Source organism: Rhodococcus sp. Ni2 (assembly GCF_021352185.1).
GTDB lineage: Bacteria > Actinomycetota > Actinomycetes > Mycobacteriales > Mycobacteriaceae > Rhodococcus_F > Rhodococcus_F qingshengii.
The window spans coordinates 1076401-1103171 of sequence record NZ_WOXZ01000002.1 but is presented as its reverse complement, the minus strand read 5'-3'; the positions used below and the strand labels follow the sequence as shown (position 1 = coordinate 1103171).

Here is a 26771-nt window from a genome sequence, read left to right as displayed (position 1 = left end):
GCACTGGGTCACACTGATAGTCAAAATCCGAACTACACGCGCAGGAACTGCGGTGTTACGGCTTCTGCAGCTGCCGGATCGACGAGCTGAGTTCGCGAATGACGGACTTCAATTCGTCGACATCAGAGCGGAGTTCGGCAAGGTCCGAGTCGGGAGATTCGGTCTGCGCTTCCTTCTTCGCCGTGCGCCGCGCAATGCGTGCCACCGGCTCACCGTCGACGGAACGTGCGGCAAAGCCGTCCAGGAAAACCGAAATCAGATTGCGCTGCAGATCTTCGGCCAATTCGGAAAGCTGTGGGCGATACTGCGCGACGGTGGACCAGACGGATTCACGCAGGAGACGGTGAAACTGTTCGGGATCGATGTCTTCCCGAAACTCCGCGTCGGCAATTCCGCGAGCGATAGCCGATCGCCAGTAGCTGTGTGCCTTCTGAACCAGGATGGTGATGGGCGCGTCCGCCGGTTGCGACGAAAGTATGGCTTCTCCCTGATAGACCTCCGTGGCATACGGGTGATCCACCGCCGAGGCAAAGGAGACCGACACCATCGTGGCCAGGCGATTTCGAGCCGAACCTTCCGGTTCGATCGAGTCCTCGTACCGGACGTTGAGATCTTCGAGGAACCGGACGACGATCTCGTTGGCTATCGCATCCTTGGAGTCGAAGTAGTGATAGAGGCTGCCGGAGAGGATCCCGACTTCGTCGGCGATGTCGCGCACCGTCGTCGCGGCGATTCCCCGCTCACTGAACAGCTTGGCCGCATGAGCGAGTATTTCGTCCCGTCGGGTCGAGCGCACGAGAAGATCCTTCCGACGTTCCGATCGTCAAGCGAGTGCTTGATCAATTTCTCGTCGATGCTAACACCGCACCCTCGCTGACCTGCGGTGTGAGGTCCTGGATACCCAATCGAAACACCGGACACACACTTGTCACCGACAGTCATTCCACCGCAACAACTTCCACCTACTCTGTGCACTCGACGAATACAGCGTTGTATACGCACTCCGGATACAGATCTGTCAGAGCCATTGTCTGCCAGAGCCATCGACACGAAAGGCCCGTACATGCGAACCTTCTCGAAGCGCACCCTTGCCGCGCCGGCCGCTCTCGCCGCGCTGGGCTTGGTTCTCACCGGCTGCGGAAGCAAGGCAACAGACACCGCATCGGGAGATTCGACGGCTACGTCGTGCGTCGACACCTCGGGGGACACGATCAAGGTCGGTTCCCTGAATTCACTCTCGGGCACCATGGCCATCAGTGAAGTGACGGTCCGCGACTCCATCTCGTTGGCGGTGCAGGAGATCAACGATTCCGGCGGTGTACTGGGTAAGAAGATCCAGATCGTGGCAGAGGACGGTGCGTCGGAGCCGACAGTGTTCGCCGAGAAGGCCGAGAAACTGATCAGCAGCGATTGCGTCGCAGCAGTTTTCGGTGGCTGGACCTCCTCGAGCCGCAAGGCCATGCTGCCCGTGTTCGAGGACAACAACTCTTTGCTCTACTACCCGGTCCAGTACGAGGGACTGGAAGATTCGAAGAACATCTTCTACACGGGCGCAACGACCAACCAGCAGATCATCCCGGCGCTGGATTACCTGAAGGAGAAGGGCGTCAAGTCGCTGTATCTGGTCGGCAGCGACTACGTGTTCCCGCAGACCGCCAACCGCATCATCAAGGCGTACGCGGCAGCGAACGGCATCGAGATCAAGGGCGAGGATTACACGCCTCTGGGTTCGACCGACTTCTCCACCATCGTGAACAAGGTCCGCACAGCCGACGCCGATGCCGTGTTCAACACACTCAACGGCGATTCCAACGTTGCGTTCTTCCGTGAATACTCGAATGTCGGCCTGAAACCCGCCGACATGCCCGTCGTCTCCGTCTCCATTGCGGAGGAAGAGGTCGGTGGTATCGGAGTCCAGAACGTCGAAGGCCAGCTGACGGCGTGGAACTACTACCAGACCATCGACTCCCCCGAGAACAAGAAGTTCGTCGCGGCGTACAAGGCGAAGTTCGGGCAGGACAAGCCCACGTCCGATCCGATGGAAGCGGCATATACCTCCGTCTACCTCTGGAAGAACACCGTCGAGAAGGCCAACTCGTTTGCGGTCAAGGATATTCAGGACAACGCCGACGGTGTGACCTTCCAGGCGCCCGAAGGACTCGTCACCATCGACGGCGACAACCACCACATCACCAAGACTGCCCGGATCGGCGAAATCCGTTCCGACGGACTGATCTACACGGTCTGGGATTCGGGACAGCCGATCGAGCCGGATCCGTACCTGAAGAACTACCCCTGGGCTGAGGGCCTCGGTAGCTGATCGACAAAAGGCGGAATTGACGGAATCGACGAGTAGAGAGGTGGAGCGTCTGTCATGGATGTTGTGATCGGGCAGTTGTTCACGGGTTTGAGTATCGGATCGATTCTCCTGTTGGCAGCGTTGGGGTTGTCTCTCACGTTCGGGCAGATGGGTGTCATCAACATGGCACACGGCGAGTTCATCATGGCCGGCTCGTACACCGCATACGTAGTGCAGCAGGTGATCTCGAATGCAACGGGATCGTTGATCATTTCTCTGCTCGTCGGTTTCGTCGTCGGCGGACTGATGGGTGTTGTGCTCGAAGTGGTCCTGGTATCGCGGATGTACCACCGACCCCTCGACACCCTGTTGGTGACATTCGGCGTCGGATTGATCCTTCAGCAGTTGGCGCGCGACATCTTCGGCGCGCCGGCAGTCAATGTTTCGGCGCCGAGCTGGCTTTCGGGCGGGGTCGATATTTTCGGCGCCGTGGTGCCGAAAACCCGCATCTTCATTCTGGTGTTGGCGATCGCAGCAGTGATCGCACTTTCGGTCGCACTGAAGCAGTCGTCGATGGGTAGACGCATCCGGGCCGTCGTCCAAAATCGCGATCTGGCCGAGACGAGCGGAATCTCCTCTCGTCGTACGGACATCACGACCTTCTTCCTCGGTTCCGGGCTCGCCGGCGTCGCGGGTGTCGCGTTGACGCTCATCGGTTCCACCAGCCCGACCATCGGCCAGTCCTATCTGATCGACGCCTTCCTGGTTGTTGTCGTCGGCGGTCTCGGTCAGATGAAGGGAGCCGTGATCGCAGCCTTCGCCCTCGGCATCTTGAACTCGTTCATCGAGTACTCGACGACAGCGTCGATCGCGAAGGTGATCGTGTTCGTCATCATCGTCGTCTTCCTTCAAGTTCGGCCGCAGGGCCTGTTCGCAGTCAAGACGAGGAGCCTCGTATGAGCATCCTGAACAATTCCCGAATTCGGGTGTGGGGCGGTTTTGCACTTGCCGCGATCGTGCTGTTCGCCGTCGCTCCGGCTGTGCTCTCGGACTTCAGGCTGTCACTGTTGGCAAAATTCCTGTGCTTCGCCATAGTCGCTGTCGGTATCGGTTTGGCTTGGGGCAGAGGCGGAATGCTCACGCTCGGCCAGGGCGTCTTCTTCGGAATCGGCGCATACGTGATGGCGATGCACCTCAAGATCGCCGATGCCGAACTCAAGGGCGACGCGGTCCCGGACTTCATGTCCATCGCCGGCAAGACCGAACTGCCGGGATACTGGCAACCGTTCGCCTCGCCATTCGTGGCGATCTTCGCCATCCTTTTCCTGCCGGCCGCTGTTGCCTTTCTCCTCGGACTCGGTGTGTTCAAGCGGAGAGTCAAGGGCGCGTACTTCGCGATCCTCTCGCAGGCACTCGCCGCGGCTTTCGCGATCCTCTTGATCGGCCAGCAGTCGATCGGTGGCAGCAACGGCCTCAACCGCTTTCGCACGTTCTTCGGTTTCAATCTCAACGATCCGGCGAACAAGCAGATGTTGTTCTTCATCGCCGCCGGAGTTCTTCTCGCATCGGTCGCTCTGATTCGCCAGCTGATGAACTCCCGATACGGCGAACTCCTCGTCGCCGTCCGTGATCAAGAGGAGCGAGTACGTTTCCTCGGATACGATCCGGCGAACATCAAACTGGTCGCCTACGTGACCGCGGCGTTCCTCGCCGGTATCGCCGGCGCGCTGTTCGTTCCGATCGTGGGCATCATCTCCCCCGCCGACGTCGGGATCGTCCCGTCCATCGCTTTCCTCATCGGGGTCGCGATCGGCGGCCGCGCAACGCTTCTCGGTCCGGTACTCGGTGCGATCGGCGTCGCGTGGGCGCAGTCGACATTCTCGGAGAAACTCCCTTCGGGATGGATCTACGCACAAGGGTTGATGTTCATCGTCGTGGTCGGGTTCTTCCCGGCAGGTGTGGCCGGATTGTTCGCCCTGATGCGCCACCGCAAGAAGCGTGAGACCCCGGCCGACCCGCCGGTCAAGGTCTCCCAACCCGAACCAGTGGAGGTGTCGTCATGACCAACACAACCGCCACCAGCGAACCCACACCGGCACTGGGTGGCAACGCCGGAATGTCGTCCGAGTACCTCGAAGTACGAAATCTTTCGGTCAGCTTCGACGGTTTCAAGGCCGTCGACGGCGTCGACTTGACCCTCATGCAGGGCGACCTGAGGTTTCTCATCGGCCCGAACGGGGCTGGAAAGACAACGTTGGTCGACGCCATCACCGGACTCGTTCCCGCGACGGGTTCCATCACGAAGTCCGGCGAGCAACTGCTCGGCAAGAAGGTTCACAAGATCGCCCGCCTCGGCGTCGGGCGAACCTTCCAGACGGCAAGCGTCTTCGAAGAGCTCTCGGTGCTGCAGAATCTCGACATCGCGGCCGGAGCCGGCCGATCACCGTGGAACCTGCTCAGAAAACGCAAAGGTGTGCTTCCCGAGATCGAAGAGGCGCTGGAGACAACCGGGTTGGAGCACCTCAGGGACACCGCCGCAGGCATTCTGGCGCACGGACAGAAGCAGTGGCTCGAAATCGGAATGTTGTTGGTACAGAACTGTTCCGTGCTCCTGCTCGACGAGCCCGTCGCAGGCATGAGCCTCGAGGAGCGCGAGGAGACCGGGAACCTTCTGCGGCGCATCGGCGGTGCGCGAACCGTCGTCGTAGTCGAGCACGACATGGACTTCATGCGATCCTTCGCCACGTCCGTCACAGTGCTCGCCGCTGGGAAAGTGCTTGCCGAAGGAACTGTGGCGGAGGTCCAAGCCGACCCCAAGGTGCAAGAGGTCTACCTCGGCACAGCCGCTGCCGGAACCGATCTCGGCGCCGACACCGAACCGACCCCGGAGGACTGAATCATGCTCGAGCTCGTCGACATCCGCGCCGGCTACGGACGCACCGAAGTGATCCACGGCGTATCCCTGCTGGTTCCCAGCGACGGAGTTGCGGCAGTCATGGGTCACAACGGTGCGGGTAAAACCACCTTGCTGCGCGCCGCCGTCGGTCTGATCAAACCTACACGGGGAAAGGTACTTCTGAACGGTGAGGACATCACCGGTCTACGGCCGAGCGCCCGCGTCGCTCGCGGACTTGCCTACGTACCCCAGGGTCAGCAGTCGTTCGGACAACTGACAACTGCCGAGAATCTTCGGGTGGTCGCCGACGGGCGCAAACGCGGAAAGGCACTCATCGCAGAGGCATTGGATCTGTTTCCCGCACTCACCACGCTCCTCGACCGTCGCGCGGGACTTCTCTCCGGTGGGCAGCGACAACAGCTTGCCATCGCTCGCGCCCTGATCACCGAGCCCAAGATCCTCATTCTGGACGAACCAACCGAGGGCATTCAGCCCAACGTGGTCGCCGAAATCGAAAGAACCGTCATGGAACTCACCGAGCGCGGCGATCTCGGTGTCCTCCTCGTAGAGCAGCACATCGGTTTCGCGCTCCAATCTGCGCAGCATTACAGCATTCTCGCGGCGGGACACGTGACCTCGACCGGTGAGGGCGGCACCACGTCCACCGAGGCGGTTCGTCGAGCGATGGCAATCTGACATGAGTGTGCGCCCGCCGCTGCGCGAGCAGGTCTATCGGTCGATCCGGAACGATCTGATGTCGGGTCAGATCGCGCCATCCGAACGACTCGGCGAAGAACGGTTGGCTCATCTCTACGGTGTCTCGCGAACACCGGTGCGCGAAGCGCTCGCGAAGTTGGAATCCGACGGGCTGGTCGAGCGCGACGAACATGGACTCTTTCCGTACCGACCGCACCTCGACGAGTTGGGTGGCCTCTACGAGCTGCGCATACTCCTCGAAGTGCACGGGCTTCGGCGGGTACTAGACGGTGAGGCCCCCGCTCATGATCGAGACGCGCTCGGTTCCGAACTCGACAAGTGGTACACATTTCTCAAACAGATGCCGGTACCGGACGCCGGCTTCGTGACGCTCGACGAGGAGTTCCACATCGCGCTCCTCGCCTCATCCGGAAACCACGCGTTGGTCGACGCCTTGCAGGCCGTCAACTCGAAGCTGCGCCCCGTGCGGATGTTCGACTACCTGACTCCCGACCGTATGAAGGCCACCGTGGAGGAACATATCTCCGTCGTCGAACTGGTGCTGGACGGCAAGATTCCGCAAGCACACGAGGCACTGGTGTCGCACATCGACATCTCTCGTGCGGTTGTCCTCGACCGCGCTCGGCAGGCCCTCTCGTTGGCCGCCATGGCCAACGCTGTGCGGAACTGATCGAGCGGGAGTCACCGCCCCTCCGAAAATCGCACTTGCTCAGCGTGGGAAGGCTCTCGGAAATAGGAATGGACTCACAGCGGTTGCACCTCACAACGACGCTTGCGTTCTATTCGCTGAGAAAGGCTCCACCTCCATGGCCGTACCACTTTCCATCCTCGATCTCGCCCACATCGGCGACAACGAAACCGCCAAAGACAGCTTCGACGCCAGCGTGACCTTGGCGCAGCGTGCCGAGGAGTGGGGTTACAAGCGAATCTGGTATGCCGAGCACCACAACATGGGTTCCATCGCGTCTTCGGCCACCAGCGTTCTGATCAGCCACGTCGCCGCGCACACCAGCAAAATCCGCCTCGGCGCCGGTGGAATCATGCTGCCCAACCACGCACCGCTGACGATCGCCGAGCAGTTCGGCACCCTCGAGACTCTGCACCCGGGTCGCATCGATCTCGGTCTCGGTCGCGCGCCCGGTAGTGATCAGAAGACCATGCAGGCTTTGCGACGCGACCCGAGTTCTTCGGACAGCTTCCCGCAGGACGTACTCGAGCTTCAGGGCTACCTCGGCGACACTTCGCGCGTCCCCGGAATCAATGCCGTTCCCGGTAAGGGCACTCACGTTCCGCTCTACATTCTCGGATCGTCACTGTTCGGAGCCAAGCTCGCCGCGATGCTCGGCCTGCCGTATGCATTTGCCTCGCACTTCGCCCCCAACGCCCTGCGCGACGCCGTCGCGATCTATCGACGCGAGTTCAAGCCGTCGGAGCAGTTGGCGGAGCCGTACGTCATCGCGGGCGTCAACGTCATCGCCGCCGACACCCATGAGCAGGCTCAGCAGGACTTCCTCGCGGCCAAGCGTTCGCGCGTCAGCCTTCTTCTCGGACGCGGACGCAAGTTCACGGACGACGAAGCGGACATGCTGCTCGACTCCCCCGCGGGTCAGCAGGTTCTGCAGATGACCAAGTACAGCGCCATCGGCACGCCCACGGAGGTCCGCGCCTACCTCGACGAGTTCACCGAGCATGCACAGGCCGACGAGCTGATCACGGTGTCGACCGGCACCAACCGCGAGGCTTGGTTGCGCACGTTCGAACTCCTCGCCGACGTGAGCGATCTGGTACCCGCCTAAGCTGCCGGTATGGGCGATCCATCCCGTCGCGGGTTCATCTCGGTACTGGCAGTTCTACTTTCGACGGGTTGGGCCGCCAACCACTTTGCTTCGCTCATCCCGGTTCTCCGGGTGGACGAGGGTCTTTCGCATACCGTGCTCGACGGTGTTTTCGGTATCTACGCGCTCGGACTCCTACCCGGCCTGTTGACCGGTGGAGCACTGTCGGATCGCGTCGGCCGAGCTGTAGTCGTCCTGCCCGGAGCGCTCATAGCCTCGCTCGGAACCTTGATTCTTCTTCTCTGGCACGACGCGCCCGGGCTCATGGTCGGGCGCCTCGTTGTCGGTATCGGTGCCGGTCTGGCAATCGGCGCCGGCACCGCGTGGGCGGCTGACCTTCGCGGCAAGTCCGGAACCGTGATGGCGGGCGTAGTACTCACCTCGGGTTTTGCACTGGGACCACTGTTTTCGGGTCTGTTGGCACAATTTGCCGCCTTCCCACTCGCTACGCCCTTTGTCGTCTCGGCCGTCTTGTCGGTGGGTTCGGTTACCGCGGCAGCTGTGTGGAGTCGTACACCTGTTTCCGTAGAAGCCGCGACCATCACACCCGTCCCAGACGGCGCGGAGCGCTCCGTCGCAAATGCGCCAGACGGCGCGGAGCGCTCCGTCGCAAATGCGCTGCTCTGGGCACTTCCGTTGGCGCCGTGGGTGTTCGCCAGCGCAACAGTCTCTTTTGTGACCATGACGGCCAGGCTCGGAGACCGCTACTCCGGCCCTCTCCTTCCGGGTTTCGCGGCGGCGCTGACTCTGGGTGCTGGAATCTTGGTTCAAACCGCTGCGCGCCATCGCAATTGGGGTCCTCAGGCCGGCACGGTCGGCGCCGCACTGGCGGCGCTCGGATACTGCCTGGTCGCCGTCGGCGGCGCGCACCCCGCGCTCGGGTTGTTCATCGTCTGCGCGCTCGTCCTCGGTACGGCCTACGGACTGTGTCTGCGTGAGGGACTGCTCGACCTCGAGTCGCTGGCTCCCCCGGCCTCGCGGGGCGCCCTGACCGGGATCTTCTACGTCGGCACCTATCTCGGATTCGGACTGCCGGTGCTACTGGTTGTCATCGAACCCACGATGGGTCCGTCGCTGCCGTTGGTGATCCTCGCCGCTGTTGCCGCCGTCGTTGCCGTGGTCCGATTCCGTCGATTGCGGTCGACCCAGGCTTCCTCGTCACATCCGCGTCTCGAAGCCGCATCGGTCTGAACACCCGTTCGGACGGAGTTGGCGGTACTTGCAGTCGCAGCTACCCGGCGGTGTTAGCGTCGGAGGACCAGAAGGTCACTGCGTAGGGACACAGCAATGGGCAAGAGCGAGGCGGGCAAGGCCGAATCGGCCAAGAGTAGTGCGGACGACCTGACGGGTCGGCGCATCCTGATCACCGGCGCTGCCCGCAATATCGGTTCTTCGCTGGCCAGACGCCTGTACGACCGTGGTGCGTCCGTGGGACTGCTCGGCCTCGAGCCTGAACTTCTCGAACAAGTCGCCACTTCCTGCGGCCGCGCGCCGTGGCAGTTGTGCGACGTCGCCGACCTCGAGCAGGTATCTCGCGGCGTCGACTACATCGCTGAGAAGCTGGGAGGCATCGACGTCGTCGTCGCCAATGCCGGTGTCGAGGCGAACTCGTCGATCCTCGGCGGCGACCCTGCGGACATGCGCCGCGCCGTCGAAGTCAATCTCATGGGCACGTACTACACCCTGCGCGCAGCCGGTCCGCACATCAGTCACGAAAACGGTTACGCCCTGGTGGTCGCCTCGGCTCACGGCGCCGCCAAGCATCCGTTTCGCGGACCGTTCGGTGCTTCGCGCGCCGGCGTCGAAGCCTTGGGTGACGCGTTGCGCTTGGAAATGAAACACCTCGGCACCAAGGTGGGCGTCGCGTATATCGGCGACATCGACACCGATACCACCGCACTGTCGTTCGACGGAGCACGCGGAACCCTCGCCAGCGCCGGCACCACGACCGTCGCTGACGCCGTCGACGCGTTCGAGCGCGGTATCGTCGGCCGGAAGTCACGCGTACACGCGCCACGCCGCAGCGCCGCGGTTCGCCACATCGCGCAACGAGCTATCGACCTCCGTCCCTCTCACATCCGTGGAGTCGCATGAACCCCCGCATCCCGCCCGGCCGATTCAAGGACCTCGGTCCGATCAACTGGGGAATCTGGCGTGTCCTGTCGAAGGCTGCCGGAGCACCCGATGCGCATCTGTTCAGCACCTTGGGGCGCACGGGCGGACTCTTCCGCGGTTGGCTGCACTACTCCGGCTCACTCATGCCCGGCGGCAAGATCTCTCGCCACGACACCGAACTGATCATCCTGCGGGTCGCGCACCTGCGGGACTGCGGTTACGAGATGGATCACCACATCAGGCTCGGCCGCAAAGCCGGAATCGACGCAGAAGAACTGGCCCGAATCATCGAGGGCCCTGGCGCTTCCGAGTTGAGTCCGCGTCACCGTGCGATCTTGACTGCGGTCGACGAGTTGGTCACCACCAAGGACGTCACCGACGACACGTGGGGAACGCTCTCGCAGCATCTCGACGATCGTCGGTTGATCGAATTCACCTTGTTGGTCACTCAGTACGACGGCCTGGCCACCACGATCGGAACCTTGCGGGTTCAGCGCGACTTCTCCTGAAGTTCCGCGGCGGCCGTAACTCAGCTCTAACCCGAAGACATCTGGACGAAACACCTGATCAATAGCGTATACAGGTATGTCGACAGGGATGAATACGGCGCCGGAGCCACTGCGTGAGGTGGTCTACCGGGAACTACGCACCGAACTGGTCAACGGGACTATCGGGTTCGATCAGCGCCTGACGGAACCGAAACTCTCCACGCGTTTCGGCATTTCTCGCACACCAGTACGGGAAGCGTTGACGATGCTGTGCGCCGATGGACTCCTGCGCCGGGAAGAGTACGGGTTCTCCGCCGTGCGCCCGAGTATCCCGCGGATCCGAGATCTGTATGAACTCCGAATCACTCTGGAACTACAAGGAATTACCCGGGCGATCGCAGATCCGACGATCCGGCACGACCGAACAATCCTCGACGACGAATTGGTGCGGTGGCGTGCCCTGGCTCTCGATCCGCCCGCTCAGGAACCGGGGTTCGTCGAACTGGACGAGGAATTCCACGTCGCCGTACTGAGGGCGTCGGGAAACAATGAACTGGTCGCGTCGCTGCTGTCGGTGAATTCCCGTATCCGGCACGTTCGGATGTACGACTTCATGGTCAACGGCCGCATCGACACCTCGATCGCGGAGCACATTCGAATCCTCGAAGAACTACGTGCCGGCAATCTGCCCGAGGCCCGCACGCTTTTGCACCAGCACATCGGCGAGTCTCTCGACGTCGTCCTCGACCGAGTGACCCGCGCGATCACCGCGCTCTCACTCGCCAACATCACGGACTGATCGGAGCAGTACACACCATGACCATCGCAGCAGAAGTTTTCACCCCGACAGCCCGGGTCGAGCAGGCATTCCAGCGGATCGAGGAAGTAGATCGCCCCGAAGTCTGGATCACGTTGCGCCGCAAGGAAGATGTGCTTGCCGATGCCGCTTCGGTCGAAGCCAGAATCGCCACGGGCGAGCATCTTCCTCTGGCTGGGCGTCTGGTCGCCGTCAAGGACAACGTCGACGTCGCCGGTCTGCCGACCACAGCGGCGTGCCCCGAATTCGCGTATTCGCCGGACGAAACCGCCAGTGCCGTTGCGCGGTTGATCGAGCACGGGGCTGTTGTTCTGGGGAAGACCAATCTGGACCAGTTCGCCACCGGACTGGTCGGAACGCGCAGTCCGTACGGAGCCGTTCGCTGCGCCTGGGACGAAGAGTTGATCTCGGGCGGTAGTAGCTCCGGATCCGCCGTCGCTGTCGCGCTGGGAATTGCAGACATCGGAATCGGCACCGACACTGCCGGTTCGGGCCGGGTGCCGGCAGCGTTCCACGGGATCTACGGACTCAAGCTCTCGCTCGGCGTCATCCCCGCCCACGGAGTAGTGCCCGCCTGCGTCGACTACGACGCTCTGACGGTATTTGCCGACGACCTCGAATCGGCAACCGCGGCAGCGGCAATCATGATCGGCCACGAACCTCGAGATCCCCGCAGCCGCGTCTGGCCTTCCGACGTTCGTCTCGCGGCGGCGCCGAATCCCCGCGTCGCCGTCCCCCGAATCGAGGATCTCGCTCAACTGAGCCCGCCGTATCTGGCAGCATTTCAGGACACTGTGACAGCTCTGGTAGCCGGCGGCGCCGAGACCGAGACCGTCGACATATCCGGACTGCTCGACGCGGCCCGATTGCTCTACGACGGCGCCGTGGTGGCGCAGCGGTACGCCGCTGCCGGCGAGTTCCTCGAAACTCGTCCTGCCGGAGCAGATCCCGCGGTGTCCGACATCGTGCTCGGTGCGAAGCACCCCACCGGATACCAGCTAGTCGACGATCTCGATGCTCTCACCCGCGCCAAGGCTGCCGCCCGGGAACTCCTCGCCGGGTTCGACGCCCTACTGCTTCCCACCACCACCGAACACCCGACGATTGCCGCCGTGACCGAGGATCCGTTCGGAATCAACCGCCGGATGGGAGCTTTCACCAACTTCTGCAACCTGCTCGACATGGCGGCCGTCGCGGCGCCCGGACACCGCACTGCCGAAGATCACCCGTTCGGCGTCATGTTCGTCGTACCCGCTTTCGACGACCAGATCGCCATCGACCTCGCTGCGCGACTCGGCGGTGTGCCTTCACCCACCCTCGTCGATACCGGAATCGACCTCGCAGTATTCGGCGCTCACCTGCGCGGGCAACCCCTCAACACACAGTTGGTCGACCTCGGCGCGCGGTACGTCGAAACCGTCACGACCTCGGATGCCTACCGGCTCTTCGCTCTCGACACGACGCCACCGAAGCCCGGCCTGGTACGCCGTGGCCCTGGACTCGGCGCACCGGTCGTCGGCGAGATCTTCCGAATCTCACCGGCCGGGCTGGGAACGTTCCTCGCCGCCTTGCCTGCACCGATGGCGCTCACCAGCGTCGAGTTATCCGACGGCAGAACGACAGTCGGTTTCAGCTGCACTCATGACGCCGTAAACGGCGCAGCTGACATCACCGACTACGGCGGTTGGGCCGCGTACCTCTCTCGCTGACAGTCACGGCTTGCAGAGTCGAGTGACGGCCTCGCGCACCACTTCACGGCGGCGCGCGATCTCGTCGGCGTCGACGTTCTGGTTGTCGGCCACACCGGGGGCCACCACCCAGCCGAACACGAGGCCGAACAGCATCGTGATCAGGTCCTGGGGGTCCCAGTGCTTCGAGATGAGGCCGTCTTCTTGAGCCTTGCGGATCGTGGCCATTCGCGGAACCCAGCTGGAATGTTCCTCGGCCAACTTCTTCATCCGTGGTGCCTCACCCTGCAATTGACCCCAGATCATCATCCGTTGAATCTGTGGTTTGCCGAGCATTGCGTCGAACAGTTCGACAGCATGCGCGGGCATGTCTTCACCGGTGAACTCGACGGATTCCATCGCCTGCTCGAAGTCGACGTCGAGCACCGCGTGGAACAACGCGACCTTGTCACCGAAATAGGCGTAGAGGCGCTCCTTACTGGCGTTTCCGTTCTTCGCAATCCGATCGATGCGCGCACCGGCAAGCCCGTAGGTGCCGAATTCTTCTTGCGCAGCGTCGAGGATTCGCTGTTTCGTCGCGGTCACGTCAGTGGGAGCCATAGTGATGATGGTAACCGAACGAACTATTTCGTTTGACTCACCCGAGAAGGCTGGAATACCTTTTTCCAATGACCACCACGTCCCACGTCGACGGCGGCACTCTGCCACCGATCCCGGCTGTCTCCGAGAATCCGAATCATCAACGTCGCTGGCTGGTGCTCTGCATCGTCGCGTTCGCTCAACTCATGGTGGTGCTCGACGGCACCATCGTCTCCATCGCCCTACCGGCAGCCCAGGAGGAACTGGGCATCAGCGACCTTGACCGCGCGTGGGTGGTCACGTCGTACGCCTTGGCGTTCGGTGCGCTGCTGCTCCTCGGCGGACGTATCGCCGACTACTGGGGCCGCAAGCGCTCCTTCATCGTCGGCATGGCGGGCTTCGCGGTTGCCTCCGGCATCGGCGGCATCGCGCAGAGCGGTATCGAACTGTTCATCGCTCGCGCCGGCCAGGGCGTCTTCGCAGCATTGCTCGCGCCCGCTGCGCTGTCGATGCTCACCACCACCTTCATCGGAGAGAAGGAGCGCGCCAAGGCTTTTGCCGTCTACGGCGCGATCTCCGGCGGTGGCGCTGCCATCGGCCTGCTCCTCGGTGGAGTGCTGACGCAGTACGTCGACTGGCGTTGGTGCCTGCTCGTCAACATCCCGATCGCGCTGATCGCCATCGCTGCAGCCGTCCCGATCGTCAAGGAAACCAAAGCGCACGGCGACACGAGCTACGACCTTCCCGGCGCTGTCCTCATCGCCCTGGGGCTCGGCTCACTGGTCTACGGATTCACACGCGCCGAGCACGGCTGGGGTCAGGCGGACACTTTGCTGTTCATCGCACTGGGTCTGGTCTTCCTCGCGATCTTCGTGGTCGTCGAGAGCCGCAGCAAGAATCCGCTTCTACCGCTGAGCGTTCCGTGGCATCGCGATCGCGGCGCTGCTCTGATCGGCTCCATGCTGGTGGGCGCCGCCCTGCTCGGCGGCACGTTGTACCTGACGTTCTACCTGCAGATCGTGCTCGGATTCAGCCCGGTCATGGCCGGCGTCGGATCGCTGCCGATGGCGTTCTTCATCGTCTTGGCGTCGACCATCGCAGCGCAGTTGTCCACCAAGATCGGCCCCAAGCCGCTCATGGTCGCCGGCCCGCTGGTGGCAGCAGTAGGACTGCTCATGCTGACCCAGATCGAGGTACACAGCTCCTACTGGACGCACGTGTTCCCCGGCCTCGCGATCTTCGGCTTCGGACTGGGTCTGCTGATGGTGCCGATGCAGAACCTCGCACTGATCGGTGTCCCCGACCACGACGCCGGCGCTGCCAGTGCCCTGGTCAACGCCACCCTGCAGATCGGCGGCGCACTCGGAACCGCACTGTTCACCACGATCTACGCTTCGGCAAAGTCGGCCTTCACCGCCGACAACGCGGCGCCGATCCCGCCGGAAGGCATTCCTGTCGACATGTCGAACGCGACCATCCCGACTGGTGACCAATTGGCGCTACTCCCCCAGCCGGTGCAGGACTTCGTCGCCTCGATGACGGACTACTTCTTCGGCGCCGAGGTATCCGGATACTCGGCCGCATTCGGTTGGGCGGCAATCCTGTTGGCGATCATCGCACCGGTAGTGCTGGTTCTGGTCCGCGCCAAGAAGGGTGATCTGCCCGCCGAGGGTGCAGTCCACATGGGGTAACCCCTGTGCGCCTTTATTAACCGCCCGCGGTTAATAAAGGCGCACAGCAGGTCAGGCCTTCTTCAACACCTCAGCCACCGGAGTGCTGCTGCGGCCGATCAACTTCTGCAGGTCGCCAGACTCGGTGTCCAACGCCCCCTTGGCAATTGCAGCATCGGAATCGGCGAGGATCTGCGCAACCGGTGCAGGCAGTCCGACGCTCTCGAGAATGCCTTCGTATGCCTCCGCGTCCACGAACTGGTACGCGACGGGCTTGCCGGCGAATTCGCTGATCTTTGCGGCCAATTCGGCATAGGTGAGCCTCTCGTCACCGCCCAACTCGTACACTGCACCTTCGTGGCCATCGGTGGTCGCGACTACTGCTGCGGCGTCGGCGTAATCCGCACGCGCCGCAGCCGCGATCTTGCCTTCCGCTCCCGCACCGACCAGTGCGCCGCGTTCGATCACACCGGCCAGGTCGTTGGTGAAGTTCTCCCAGTACCAACCGTTGCGCAACAGCGCGAACGGAATACCGCTCCGAATGAGCACGTCCTCGGTCGCCTTGTGCTCGGCAGCAAGCTTCATCGGCGTGTCCTGAGCATTCAAGATGCTCGTGTAGGCGATGAATCCGACGCCGGCAGCCTTCGCCGCGTCGATGATGTTGGCGTGTTGCGCGAGCCGTGACCCCACTTCACTTCCCGAGATCAGAACCAGCTTGTCGACGCCCGCCAGTGCGGTTTCCAACGCCGAGGCATCGGCGTAGTCCGCTTGGCGTACAACTACTCCGCGGGCGGCGAGGCTTTCCGCCTTCTGTGGATTGCGGACCACTGCGACGATGTCGGACGCGGCGGTTCCCCGCTCGATCAACGACTCGACTACCAGTTGTCCGAGGTTTCCGGTTGCGCCGGTGACTGCAATGCTCATGCGAACTCCCGATCCAGGTTGAAGCGTAAATGCGTTCTGCAACCATCATGCACTTATTTTTCGTAAGTGCAACACGTCGAGTTAGCGCTATGGGATCGTGCAGTAGTAGCCTGGGTTCATGACCAGCACCGACTCACCTTCACGTGCTGCCCAGACCCCTGATCCGAATGCCGACGTCGTGGACCCAACGCTCGAGGCTGACGTCTTCGCTCGCGGGTGCAACTCTCGGGCGGCATTGCAGAATGCAACCGGACGCTGGGGAGCACTCGCGCTGGCGGCATTGAACGAGGGCCCGTACCGGTTCAGTGCCCTGCGCCGACGCGTCGACGGAGTCAGCGAGCGCATGCTCTCGCAGACCCTGCAAACACTCGAGCGGGATGGCCTCGTGCACCGTGAGGTACTCGAAACCATCCCGCCCAAAGTGGAATACAGCCTGACCGAACTCGGCGCCGACGTCGCCGCAAAGATCACGGCCCTGATCGAACTACTCGAGTCGCAGGTTCCGAAAATCGTTGCGTCACAAGCGTCGTACGACGCTCGGAATCAGCTCAACTTGTCCGAAAGCTGAGCGATGAACTCGTCGAATGCGTAGGGAACGCTCAGCACCGTCGGAGCGGACGTAGCCATCGCGTAGTCCATTCCGACCAGACGAACCAGACGGCCGTTCGACACCGAGGTCATGTTCGCGAACGGACCGAAGGACATCAGCTTGTCCAGGTTGGTGCCGTCGGCGTCGACGAGAATGAAGACGTCGGCGTCGAGTGTGTCGATGGATTCCATGCCCACGGACACCGAACTGTCGCCGGAAGTGCACACTGCGTCGACACCGGGCGAGGTCTTCACCCCGAGCTGGCCGAGAAGACGGATCCGCGGGTCGGTGCCGCAGAAGACGATCAGGCCCTCGTCGGTGCGCATTGCATACGTTGCGGTTTTGCCCTGGAACTGTGGGTGATCAGCGGCCTGCTTCTCGAAGTACGCCCCGGTCTCGTCGATCAGCGTCTGGGCCTGCTCCGGCTGTCCGAGCGCTGCACCGATCATGCTCATCTGCTTGTCCCACGCCGTATCCCACGGCTGGTCGGGGAACGCGACGGTCGGCGCGATGTCACTGAGACGCTTGTACTCGCCCTCGTCGATGCCGGAGTAGACGGCGAGGATCACGTCGGGATCGAGCCCGAGGATCTGCTCGAACGGGATATCGGGATTGGTCGTCATGAGAACAGGCTTGGCACCGTTCAGACGCGAAGCGTCCCAGGGCAGGATGTTGTTCTCGATGCCGGCGCCGGAGAAGCTCTCCATGGCGACCGGAACCTTGTTCAGTGCGATCACCGCATCCTGGCCACTCCATCCGATGGTCACGATGCGCATAGGCTCCGCGTCGATCGTCGTCGAACCATAGGCGTGGTCGACGGTCACGGGGAACGCCCCCGCCTCGGCGGCACCCGAAGCTTCGGCGTCCGATCCGGAGTCACCTGAGGTTCCACAGGCGGAGAGCGTCAGCGCGACGCAAGCCGCGAGCAGTACGGAACGAGTTTTCATGAGTGGTCCTTCGAAAGCCGAATGGTCGACTCGGGACGCTAATGCGTTGCGCGCCTACACCCCGACTCGAAGGCCTCAGATGGCGGTTTCGCAACACAACTCGACACAAAAGACGAAAAACCCCGTGTGCCTTTCCGGTAGTGCGAACTACCGAAAAGGCGCACGGGGCCGAAGGCCCTGCCGTCAGAAGTTGATCATGTGGCCGGCGAGGCCGTGGATCGCTTCCTGCAGTGCCTCACTGAGCGTGGGGTGGGTGTGGACGTTGCGTGCCAACTCGTTGACCGTGAGGTCCCACTTCTGGGCCAAGGTCAGCTCGGGCAGCAGTTCCGAAACGTCCGGTCCGATGAGGTGCCCGCCGAGCAGTTCGCCGTACTTCTTGTCGGCGATCAGCTTGACGAAACCGGTCGGGTCACCGAGACCGTGTGCCTTGCCGTTGGCAGCGAACGGGAAGTTCGCGACCTTGACGTCGTAGCCCTCGGCCTTGGCCTGCTCCTCGGTCAAACCGAACGAGGCGACCTGCGGCTGGCAGAACGTCGCACGCGGCATCATCCGGTAGTCACCGAGTGTCTGCGTCTCCGCGCCGCCGATGGTCTCGGCAGCGACGACAGCCTGAGCTTCTGCGACGTGCGCGAGCTGCAGCTTGGCGGTGACGTCACCGATGGCGAAGATGTGCGGGACGTTGGTGCGCATGTAGTCGTCGATCGCGATGGCGCCGCGATCGGTCAACGCGACACCGGTGTTCTCGAGACCGAAGCCCTCCACACGCGGTGCGAAGCCGACGGACTGCAGAACCTTGTCGACGACCACGGTCTCGATCTCGCCGGACTTGTTGTCCTTGATCGAGACGGTGACCTTGCTGCCGTCGTCGCTGATGGACTGCACAGCGGCACCGGTCTTGATGGTGACGCCGAGCTTCTTGTACTGCTTGGCGATTTCCTTCGAGACGTCGGCGTCCTCGTTGGGCAGTGCCCGATCGAGGAACTCGACGATCGTGACGTCGACGCCGTAGTTCTTGAGGACGTAACCGAACTCCATGCCGATCGCGCCGGCACCGACGATCAGGATCGAACCCGGAAGGTCACGGGTGAGGATCTGCTCTTCGTAGGTCACGACGTTCTCGCTCAGCGAGGTGCCGGGCAGCAGCTTGGTGTACGAACCCGTCGCGATGATCGCGTTGTCGAACGTGATCGTCTCGGTGCCACCCTTGCTCAGCTCCACGCTGATGGTGTTGGCGTCGACGAACGTGCCCTTGCCGTCGTACTCCGGGATCTTGTTCTTCTTCATCAAGAAGTGAATGCCCTTGACTCGCCCGTCCGCGACCTTGCGGCTGCGATCGAAAGCGGAGCCGAAATCGAAGGACACGTCTCCGGACATGCCGAACGTCTTCGCTTCTTTCGTGAAGATGTGCGCGAGTTCGGCGTTACGGAGAAGCGCCTTGGACGGAATGCAGCCGACATTCAGGCATACACCGCCCCAGTACTTCTGCTCGATGATGGCGGTGCTCAGGCCCAGTTGTGCCGCGCGGATAGCAGCGACGTACCCACCGGGGCCGGCTCCGAGGACAACGACGTCATAGTGTGAGGTCACGATTCACCAGGGTAGTCCTGCATCGTTTCGCTGTCCCCAGATGGTCGTATTACCCGTCGGTAGCCCACACTTCTCGGGCAACTCGGGCGAAATTTCCGCCGTACACGGCCTCGATCGACGGCTCGTCGAAGCCCCGCTCACGCAATACCTGATCAAGTGTCAGCACCTCCTCCGGAGGAGTCCACTGCAGTGGCCCCCACGCGGTGTACGCCTCGGAGAACGACGACGGGTTCTGCTCGATCTCTTCGCGGAAGTCGTCGGCGTCGAATGAGAAGTCGGAGCCGATCCCGACATGATCGATGCCGACGAGTCCCACAGCCTCTTCGATGTGGTCGGCCATCGCGGACAGCCGAGCCTGGTCGTCATCCGGTCCGTTGACGCCGAGGAATATGCCCACGCCGTTGATCCCGACGACGCCGCCGGTCTCCGCACACGCTCTGGCCTGATCGTCGGTGATGTTGCGCGGATGCTCCCACAACCTTCGGAGGTTCGAGTGGCTGTAGATCATTGCTCGCTGGGTGATAGCTGAGATGTCCAACCCCGTCTGTACAGAACAATGTGAGCCGTCGACCGTCATTCCGACGCGATTCATCTCGGCAACCAGGTCACGGCCGTATCCACTCAACCCCGTGTCCGCCAGGTCCAAGCAGCCGCAGCCGGCAGCGTTCATGTAGTTATACGTCGGCAACATCGAGCGGACTCCGAGGTCGTAGAAGTACGAGACGTTGGCCAGGTCTCCCTCCAGCGGATTCGAGTCCTCCAGGTCGAAGGCCAGGGCGATTCCGCCGGACTCCTGAATCTCGACGACGCCGTCGACGGTGAAGACAGGGGTGATCTCCGGGAACTCGACCCGCGCCTGCCACGCGAAACTCTTGGCGATTGCCGTCGAGTCCGCGCGAGTCTGCGGCGAGTAACCGACGTTCACCGAAACGTAACTCCCCGCTGGGCGCTGATATCGGAGAAGATCTTCGACAGACGCGTTCGACTGCAGAGGTAGGCAACAATGTTGTTCCCATAGTGGATATGTCCGGTTCACTCACTAATCCCGTCGATGATCAGGGAAATTCACCTGAAACTGGTCGTACGTTCAGCAAATCTCTGGTTCACTGGCGGATAACGCACCGATGCGGTAGAACTTACAAGACTCACACGCCCTGTACCTATCGACAGAGCATGTACCCAGCATGAATTCCCGTACGGGAACAGCAACAAAGGACCGTTCACTCCTGGGCGGATTCGAAGGAATTTTAGGTGGAGGTTTCTGAACGTATGCGTGCTCGCACTTTCAAGCGTGGCCGTCTGGTCGCCGCTGTAGCCGCAGTATCCGTGCTGCCGATGCTGATCAGCCCTGCAGTGTCGTCCGCAGGCGGAGATCCGTCGACCACCACGGCAACTGTTGCCAAGGCAAACACAACGGGTTCCAAGCTCTCGAGCCGCACGGACAACGGGCGCATCGCCACCATCAAGGTGTACTCCCCTTCCATGGAACGCGATATTCCGCTCGAGGTCATCCTCCCGGCAGACGGCAGCGAACCCCGCCCGACCCTCTACCTGCTCAACGGTGCAGGCGGCGGCGAAGACCGGGCGACGTGGCAGCGTCAGACCGACGTCAACGAGTTCTTCGCTGACAAGAACGTCAACGTCGTCACCCCGCTCGAAGGTGCATTCAGCTACTACACCGACTGGGTGAACGACGACCCGTCCCTCGGCCGTCAGAAGTGGCAGACGTTCCTGACCCAGGAACTCCCGCCCGTCATCGACGCCGAGTTCAACACCAACGGCGTCCAGTCGATCTCCGCGATCTCGATGACCGCGACCTCGGTCCTCAACCTCGCCATCGCAGCTCCGGGCCTCTACAAGGGCGTCGGTGCATACAGCGGATGCGCCGAAACCAGCACACCGGTCGGCCAGTCCTCCATCGAACTGGTTGTGGGCATGCGCGGCGACGCTGACGTGACCAACATGTGGGGCCCCCTCGACGGCCAGGGCTGGATCGACAACGACCCCGTCGTCAACGCCGAGAAGCTCCGCGGCACCGAGCTCTTCATCTCCACCGGCTCCGGACTCCCCGGCCCGCACGACACCCTGAACAACGAGGCGATCAACGGACAGGTCGGCACACTCGCCAACCAGGTGATCGTCGGCGGCGTCATCGAGGCAGCAGTCAACTACTGCACCCACAACCTCGCCTACCGCCTCAACGATCTCAAGATCCCGGCCACCTTCGACTTCAAGCCGACCGGCACCCACTCGTGGGGCTACTGGGAAGACGATCTCCACAACTCCTGGCCGATGCTCGCTCGTTCGATGGGCATCTGACCGAAATCGTTCCGACTCGACCCCGCTCCCTGCACTTCCGGGAGCGGGGTCGAGTGCTTGTCTGGGCCGATTCGGGGGTTAATTCGGGGGTTAATTCGGGGGTTAATTCCGGGGCCAATTCAATTGTCAGGCAATCGAATCGCGTCACTTTCTGCGCCCGCTCTGCTTTACTGACACATAACAAAAAGTGAACCTGTTCCAGTAAGGGCTCACAGGCACTTCGATCCGTTCCGGATCCGAAGACATTCAGGTGGAGGATCCGAACGTATGCGTGCTCGAATTTTCAAGCGTGGCAGTGTGATCGCAGCTCTCGCAGTGGCCACGGTGCTGCCGATGCTGATCAGTCCGGCGACAGCTTCTGCGGGCGGTGACACGTCCGGATCGCACGTCGTGAGCAACACCAAGACCGGCGACCGCAAGGTCACCATCTCGGTCTTCTCCCCGGCGATGGATCGCAACATCCCGCTCGAGGTCATCCTCCCCGCAGATGGCAGCGAACCCCGCCCGACGCTCTACCTGCTCAACGGTGCAGGCGGCGGCGAAGACTCGGCGACCTGGCAACGCAAGACCGACGTCATGAACTTCTTCCAGGACAAGAACGTCAACGTCGTCACTCCACTCGAAGGCGCGTTCAGCTATTACACCGACTGGGTGAACGACGATCCGGTTCTCGGTCGCCAGAAGTGGCAGACGTTCCTCACCAAGGAACTCCCGCCCGTCATCGACGCCGAGTTCAACACCAACAAGGTCCAGTCGATCTCCGCGATCTCCATGACCGCGACCTCGGTCCTCAACCTCGCCATCGCGGCTCCCGGCCTCTACAAGGGCGTCGGGGCGTACAGCGGATGCGCTGAGACCAGCACCCCCGTCGGTCAGAGTGCGATCGAACTTGTCACAGGTACCCGCGGCGGAGCTGACATCACCAACATGTGGGGCCCGCTCGACGGTCAGGGCTGGAAGGACAACGATCCGGTCCTCAACGCCGAGAAGCTCCGCGGCACCGAACTCTACGTCTCCACCGGCTCCGGACTCCCCGGCCCACACGACACTCTCGCCAATCCCGCGATCAACGGTCAGGTCGGTGCGCTCGCCAACCAGGCGATCGTCGGCGGCGTCATCGAGGCAGCGGTCAACTACTGCACCCACAACCTCGCCTACCGCCTGAGCGATCTGAAGATCCCGGCCACCTTCGACTTCAAGCCGACCGGCACCCACTCGTGGGGCTACTGGCAGGACGATCTCCACAACTCCTGGCCGATGCTCGCTCACTCCCTGGGCGTCTGACCCGATTCGTTCTCACTCGACCCCGCTCCAGTGTTTCGGGAGCGGGGTCGAGTGCTGTCGGGAGCGAGCAGTAAGAATGGACGTATGACTTCCGATCAGCAGCCCACCACCGGCGACGACCCCTACCTCTGGCTCGAAGACGTGACCGGTGAGTCTGCACTCGATTGGGTCCGTCAGCACAATGCCGTGACCGAGGAGCAGCTCACCGACAACGAGCGCTTCGATCGACTACAGAGCGACGTGCGCGAGATCCTCGATACCGACGCGCGAATCCCCTACGTCCGCCGTCGAGGTGAGTTCCTCTACAACTTCTGGCGCGACAGCACCCACGTTCGCGGATTGTGGCGACGCACGACGTTCGATCAGTACGTCACCGACGACCCGGAATGGGACGTCCTGGTCGACCTCGACGCCCTGGCCGAGGCCGAGGGCGAGAACTGGGTCTGGAAGGGCACGCAACTTCTACGGCCACACCGCAACCGTGCATTGATCAGCCTCTCCCGCGGCGGGGCAGACGCGGCGGTCGTTCGCGAGTTCGACATCGACAAGCGCGAGTTCCTCGCTCCCGAGGGCGAGAATCCCGGCTTCTACCTTCCCGAGGCCAAGACCGACATCGACTGGATCGACATCGATACCGTCTACGTCGGAACGGATATCGGACCGGGGTCGCTCACCGATTCCGGATATCCCCGTCTGGCCCAGCGGTGGAAGCGCGGCACTCCCCTCTCCAGCGCCGAGACCGTCTACGAGGGCCAGGCCACGGACGTGGCCATCTCGGCTTCGCACGATCCGACGCCCGGGTTCGAACGGGACTTCGTCACTCGCTCGGTCGATTTCTACAACTCTCAGCATTTCGAAGTTCGCCCCGACGGTGAACTGGTGCTCGTGGACGTCCCCGAGGACGCCGGGATCTCGATTCACCACGAGTGGTTGTTGATCCGCACCAAGTCCGTGTGGGCCGTCGAGGACACCGAATATCCGACCGGCGCACTGCTTGCCATCCGTTACGACGATTTCCTTGCCGGCTCACGAGCACTGACATCGATCTTCGAACCCGACGCACATTCCTCGCTCGAGCACTACACCTGGACACGCGATCATCTGATTCTGGTGGTCCTGACCGACGTGCGCACGACGCTGCGAATCCTGACGCCGGGCGAAAACGGCTGGGAGGATCGACCTTTCGAAGGGCTTCCAGAACTGACCAGTATCGAAATTCTCGACACCGACCCTGATGTCAGCAACGAGTACTTCGTCAATTCGAGTGGATACACCTCCCCTGCAACTCTTTTGCACGGCGTGATCGGCGAAACCGAACCCACTGCCCTCAAGCAGGCTCCCGCGTTCTTCGACGCCGAGGGCATCACCACGGAGCAGTTCTTCGCCACCTCTGCCGACGGCACCCAAGTTCCGTACTTCGTGGTGCGCAGTCCGCGTAGCGAGCCCGGCCCTACCCTGCTCTACGGGTACGGCGGATTCGAGATCTCGCTGACACCGTCGTACAGCGGTTCTCTGGGCCGTGCCTGGCTGACGCAGGGCGGAACCTATGTGGTTGCGAACATTCGTGGTGGCGGCGAGTACGGACCCGGTTGGCACACACAGGTTCTCAAGGCCGGGCGCCACAAGGTGCACGAAGACTTCGCTGCCGTCGCGAGAGACCTCGTCGATCGCGGAATCACGACCCCGGATCTTCTGGCAGCTCAGGGCGGTAGCAACGGCGGCCTGCTGATGGGCATCATGCTGACCAAGTACCCCGAGCTCTTCGGCGCCATCGTCTGTCAGGTCCCGCTGCTGGACATGCGCCGATTCCATCTCCTGCTGGCCGGCGCTTCGTGGATGGCCGAATACGGTGACCCCGATGTCCCGGAGGAGTGGGCATTCATCTCGGAGTACTCGCCGTATCAGAACATCGACGCCGCCGCGTCGTACCCACCGATCCTGATCGCGACGTCCACCCGCGACGACCGCGTCCACCCCGCGCATGCCCGCAAGATGGCCGCACGGCTGGAAGAGCTGGGCAAGCCGGTGCTGTATTTCGAGAACATCGAGGGTGGCCACGGCGGCGCCGCGGACAATGCTCAGCTGGCCTTCAAGACTGCGCTGACCTACGAGTTCCTCTGGCAGAAACTCGGCTGATCTTTCAGCGGTCGCGCAACCACGCGACGACGCGCTCGCTCACAGCGGTGGGATTGCGTATCCAACCGTTGTGACCGAGTGGTTCGTCGATGTGCGTCATCGTCACTTGGGCCCCGGAGAGCTTGTCCACCAGGTTCTTTGCCGACCGGCGTGGAGCGAGATCGTCCCCTTCGATCGTGATCGACAGAACCGGCAAGGTCAGGCGAGCGATCCGCTCCTCGTAGTCGATATCCGCACCGACGGGTTCCATGCGACCGGTCCTGGCGAACCGTGCCCAATCGGTGATCAGTACTTTCGACTGTCGACCGAAGCCGCCGACGTTGACCCGGTCTCCCGGCCAGAAGCCGGCAATGTTGGCTGTCACCGACATCGCGGACGAACCCAGATAGAGTCCGGGCGCACGGATTCCGGGGAATCCGCGGTGATACGGCGATCCGGAGGCAACCAGGATCAGTCCGCCGAGCCGGCCCCGAATCCTCGACGCGTACATCACCCCGATCTGGCCGCCCATGCTGTGCCCCATCAGAAATGGTGTGCTGGCCGGGAACCGCTCGCGCACTACCTCGAACGTCGCCGGACAATCGATCGAGACCAGTTCCTGATATCCGAAAACACTCGACGCGCTCGGGCGCGGTTTGCTGTCACCTTGGCCACGCAGTTCACCGATGGCCGCATTGAAGCCGGCTTCGACCACGGCCTGCGCCACCGGATCGTAGAACCCGGCGGGAACTCCGAGCCCGGGCAACATCACCACCACGGGTGCGTCGTCGTTCGGTCCGGGAAACAGACGGATCGGGGTCACGGTGCCGTCGGGGAGTTGGATCGGTACGGTCTCCATTCAACTCACACTAACCACCCACGCCGCGGATGGGCAGAGCCCACGCGCCGACTATTCGAGGCTTCCCACGATCAGCGGATCCGGAGTACCCACGATCTCGTAATCCTTGTTGTCGTAATCGAACTGACTGAGCACGTGACGCATCGCGTTTATCCGCGCGCGTTTCTTGTCATTGCTCTTGATGACGGTCCACGGAGCGGTGTCGGTATCGGTGAACCGGATCATCTCTTCCTTCGCCGCCGTGTACGCATCCCACTTGTCCAGAGAAGCGATGTCCATCGGCGAAAGCTTCCACTGCCGCACGGGATCGACCTGTCTGATCGCGAACCGCGTGCGCTGCTCCAGCGGGGAAACCGAGAACCAGAACTTGATCAAGCTGATGCCGTCGTCGACGAGCATCTGCTCGAACAACGGCACCTGGCGCAGAAATCGCTCATGCTCCTCGTCGGTGCAGAAACCCATGACCCGCTCGACCCCGGCCCGGTTGTACCAAGATCGATCGAACATCACCAGTTCCCCGGCGGCGGGAAGGTGCTGCACGTAACGCTGGAAGTACCACTGCGTCGACTCGCGAGCCGACGGCTTCTCCAGCGCGACGACGCGAGCGCCACGAGGATTGAGGTGCTCCATGAATCGTTTGATCGTTCCGCCCTTACCGGCAGCGTCGCGTCCTTCGAACACGATGGCGTGCCGTGCGCCGGTTTCTTTCGACCAGTTCTGCAGCTTGAGGAGTTCGATCTGCAGCAGACGCTTGGACATTTCGTACTCGTCCCGAGGCATCCGTGCCTCGTACGGGTAGCCCTCCCGCCAAGTGTCGACCTCGAAACCGTCCGGCGACGTCAGCAGCACCGGATCGTCGTCGTCATTGTCGTCGACGGTGAAGGCGGCGGTGTCGGCCAGATCGACGGCGGTCGAAAGATCCGCGAAGGCGCTGAGGAACGGTCGGCGTTCTGCTAAATCGGTCACCGCCGACAAGTTAGTCTCCCGCAGCAACCGTTCGGTGAAGCTGGGATGAACTACCGGGGTATGACACGACGGCCTCA

At 62.4% G+C, this 26771-nt stretch carries 25 protein-coding genes; 17 read left to right on the top strand and 8 right to left on the bottom strand.

The features are described 5' to 3' along the window. Positions 1 to 55: 55 nt before the first annotated feature. Positions 56 to 796 carry a TetR/AcrR family transcriptional regulator gene (locus GN300_RS18725; RefSeq protein WP_003941474.1) on the bottom strand — a complete coding sequence of 247 codons (741 nt, stop codon included), beginning with the start codon at positions 794 to 796 and terminating at the stop codon, positions 56 to 58. 267 nt (positions 797 to 1063) lie between these two features. Between GN300_RS18725 and urtA the strand changes: the two genes are divergently transcribed. The 12 genes from urtA (at position 1064) to atzF (ending at position 12876) form a co-directional block, all read left to right on the top strand. Next, on the top strand, positions 1064 to 2320 hold the full coding sequence (gene urtA, locus GN300_RS18720) for an urea ABC transporter substrate-binding protein (RefSeq protein WP_007735391.1): 1257 nt from the start codon (positions 1064 to 1066) through the stop codon (positions 2318 to 2320). Between the two features lie 54 nt (positions 2321 to 2374). After that, positions 2375 to 3259 (top strand): urea ABC transporter permease subunit UrtB, encoded by an 885-nt coding sequence (urtB, locus tag GN300_RS18715; RefSeq protein ID WP_003941514.1) that lies wholly within the window; start codon positions 2375 to 2377, stop codon positions 3257 to 3259. Beyond that, a complete protein-coding gene (gene urtC, locus GN300_RS18710) occupies positions 3256 to 4362 on the top strand; it encodes an urea ABC transporter permease subunit UrtC (protein ID WP_007735392.1) in 1107 nt (368 codons plus the stop codon). The genes urtB and urtC overlap by 4 nt, the downstream gene beginning before the upstream one ends. Next, positions 4359 to 5195 (top strand): urea ABC transporter ATP-binding protein UrtD, encoded by an 837-nt coding sequence (gene urtD, locus GN300_RS18705; protein WP_003941545.1) that lies wholly within the window; start codon positions 4359 to 4361, stop codon positions 5193 to 5195. Before urtC ends, urtD begins: the two co-directional genes overlap by 4 nt. Before the next feature lie 3 nt (positions 5196 to 5198). Next, positions 5199 to 5891, top strand: coding sequence for an urea ABC transporter ATP-binding subunit UrtE (gene urtE / locus GN300_RS18700; protein WP_003941544.1), 693 nt, complete (start codon positions 5199 to 5201; stop codon positions 5889 to 5891). A gap of 1 nt (position 5892) precedes the next feature. After that, the gene (locus GN300_RS18695) at positions 5893 to 6582 is read left to right on the top strand and encodes a GntR family transcriptional regulator (RefSeq protein ID WP_063314792.1); all 690 of its coding nucleotides are present in this window, start codon (positions 5893 to 5895) and stop codon (positions 6580 to 6582) included. 136 nt (positions 6583 to 6718) lie between these two features. Further along, positions 6719 to 7708 carry an LLM class flavin-dependent oxidoreductase gene (locus tag GN300_RS18690; protein WP_039973481.1) on the top strand — a complete coding sequence of 330 codons (990 nt, stop codon included), beginning with the start codon at positions 6719 to 6721 and terminating at the stop codon, positions 7706 to 7708. A gap of 9 nt (positions 7709 to 7717) precedes the next feature. Continuing rightward, on the top strand, positions 7718 to 8938 hold the full coding sequence (locus GN300_RS18685; RefSeq protein WP_063314793.1) for an MFS transporter: 1221 nt from the start codon (positions 7718 to 7720) through the stop codon (positions 8936 to 8938). Between the two features lie 96 nt (positions 8939 to 9034). Further along, positions 9035 to 9841, top strand: coding sequence for an SDR family NAD(P)-dependent oxidoreductase (locus tag GN300_RS18680; RefSeq protein ID WP_042923321.1), 807 nt, complete (start codon positions 9035 to 9037; stop codon positions 9839 to 9841). Beyond that, positions 9838 to 10371, top strand: a complete 534-nt coding sequence (locus tag GN300_RS18675; protein WP_003941526.1) for a carboxymuconolactone decarboxylase family protein — start codon at positions 9838 to 9840, stop codon at positions 10369 to 10371. Before GN300_RS18680 ends, GN300_RS18675 begins: the two co-directional genes overlap by 4 nt. A 76-nt stretch (positions 10372 to 10447) precedes the next feature. Next, the gene (locus tag GN300_RS18670) at positions 10448 to 11149 is read left to right on the top strand and encodes a GntR family transcriptional regulator (RefSeq protein ID WP_019744458.1); all 702 of its coding nucleotides are present in this window, start codon (positions 10448 to 10450) and stop codon (positions 11147 to 11149) included. 17 nt (positions 11150 to 11166) lie between these two features. Beyond that, complete coding sequence (atzF, locus tag GN300_RS18665; RefSeq protein ID WP_063314794.1) at positions 11167 to 12876, top strand: allophanate hydrolase; 1710 nt, start codon at positions 11167 to 11169, stop codon at positions 12874 to 12876. Positions 12877 to 12879: 3 nt separating this feature from the next. Here atzF and GN300_RS18660 read toward each other — a convergent pair whose 3' ends face one another. Then, positions 12880 to 13455, bottom strand: coding sequence for a TetR family transcriptional regulator (locus GN300_RS18660; RefSeq protein ID WP_063314795.1), 576 nt, complete (start codon positions 13453 to 13455; stop codon positions 12880 to 12882). A gap of 68 nt (positions 13456 to 13523) precedes the next feature. Here GN300_RS18660 and GN300_RS18655 point away from each other — a divergent pair, with 68 nt between their 5' ends. Next, a complete protein-coding gene (locus tag GN300_RS18655; protein ID WP_003941517.1) occupies positions 13524 to 15125 on the top strand; it encodes an MFS transporter in 1602 nt (533 codons plus the stop codon). 51 nt (positions 15126 to 15176) lie between these two features. Here the strand turns inward: GN300_RS18655 and GN300_RS18650 are convergent, their stop codons facing one another. After that, positions 15177 to 16028, bottom strand: a complete 852-nt coding sequence (locus tag GN300_RS18650; protein ID WP_063314796.1) for an SDR family oxidoreductase — start codon at positions 16026 to 16028, stop codon at positions 15177 to 15179. Between the two features lie 118 nt (positions 16029 to 16146). Here GN300_RS18650 and GN300_RS18645 point away from each other — a divergent pair, with 118 nt between their 5' ends. Continuing rightward, positions 16147 to 16596: a helix-turn-helix domain-containing protein gene (locus GN300_RS18645; protein ID WP_007735410.1), complete on the top strand. Its 450-nt coding sequence runs from the start codon at positions 16147 to 16149 to the stop codon at positions 16594 to 16596. On the opposite strand, the gene GN300_RS18640 is transcribed toward GN300_RS18645, so the two are convergent. From GN300_RS18640 to GN300_RS18630, 3 genes are all read right to left on the bottom strand, one after another. Continuing rightward, on the bottom strand, positions 16572 to 17564 hold the full coding sequence (locus GN300_RS18640; RefSeq protein WP_063314797.1) for an iron-siderophore ABC transporter substrate-binding protein: 993 nt from the start codon (positions 17562 to 17564) through the stop codon (positions 16572 to 16574). The genes GN300_RS18645 and GN300_RS18640 overlap by 25 nt on opposite strands. Before the next feature lie 183 nt (positions 17565 to 17747). Further along, the gene (lpdA, locus tag GN300_RS18635) at positions 17748 to 19151 is read right to left on the bottom strand and encodes a dihydrolipoyl dehydrogenase (RefSeq protein ID WP_003941477.1); all 1404 of its coding nucleotides are present in this window, start codon (positions 19149 to 19151) and stop codon (positions 17748 to 17750) included. A gap of 49 nt (positions 19152 to 19200) precedes the next feature. Continuing rightward, positions 19201 to 20187, bottom strand: coding sequence for a dipeptidase (locus tag GN300_RS18630; RefSeq protein ID WP_058038501.1), 987 nt, complete (start codon positions 20185 to 20187; stop codon positions 19201 to 19203). A 233-nt stretch (positions 20188 to 20420) separates the two neighbouring features. On the opposite strand from GN300_RS18630, the gene GN300_RS18625 reads away from it, so the two are divergent. From GN300_RS18625 to GN300_RS18615, 3 genes are all read left to right on the top strand, one after another. Further along, the gene (locus GN300_RS18625; RefSeq protein ID WP_007733735.1) at positions 20421 to 21470 is read left to right on the top strand and encodes an alpha/beta hydrolase family protein; all 1050 of its coding nucleotides are present in this window, start codon (positions 20421 to 20423) and stop codon (positions 21468 to 21470) included. Between the two features lie 267 nt (positions 21471 to 21737). Further along, a complete protein-coding gene (locus GN300_RS18620; RefSeq protein ID WP_003941485.1) occupies positions 21738 to 22754 on the top strand; it encodes an alpha/beta hydrolase family protein in 1017 nt (338 codons plus the stop codon). A gap of 84 nt (positions 22755 to 22838) precedes the next feature. Beyond that, positions 22839 to 24890: a prolyl oligopeptidase family protein gene (locus GN300_RS18615; RefSeq protein ID WP_042450421.1), complete on the top strand. Its 2052-nt coding sequence runs from the start codon at positions 22839 to 22841 to the stop codon at positions 24888 to 24890. 4 nt (positions 24891 to 24894) lie between these two features. Here the strand turns inward: GN300_RS18615 and GN300_RS18610 are convergent, their stop codons facing one another. Together GN300_RS18610 and ppk2 are read right to left on the bottom strand one after the other, a co-directional pair. Further along, positions 24895 to 25728 carry an alpha/beta fold hydrolase gene (locus GN300_RS18610; protein ID WP_063314798.1) on the bottom strand — a complete coding sequence of 278 codons (834 nt, stop codon included), beginning with the start codon at positions 25726 to 25728 and terminating at the stop codon, positions 24895 to 24897. 51 nt (positions 25729 to 25779) lie between these two features. Then, a complete protein-coding gene (gene ppk2 / locus GN300_RS18605) occupies positions 25780 to 26694 on the bottom strand; it encodes a polyphosphate kinase 2 (protein ID WP_037129644.1) in 915 nt (304 codons plus the stop codon). Between the last annotated feature and the right edge of the window lie 77 nt (positions 26695 to 26771).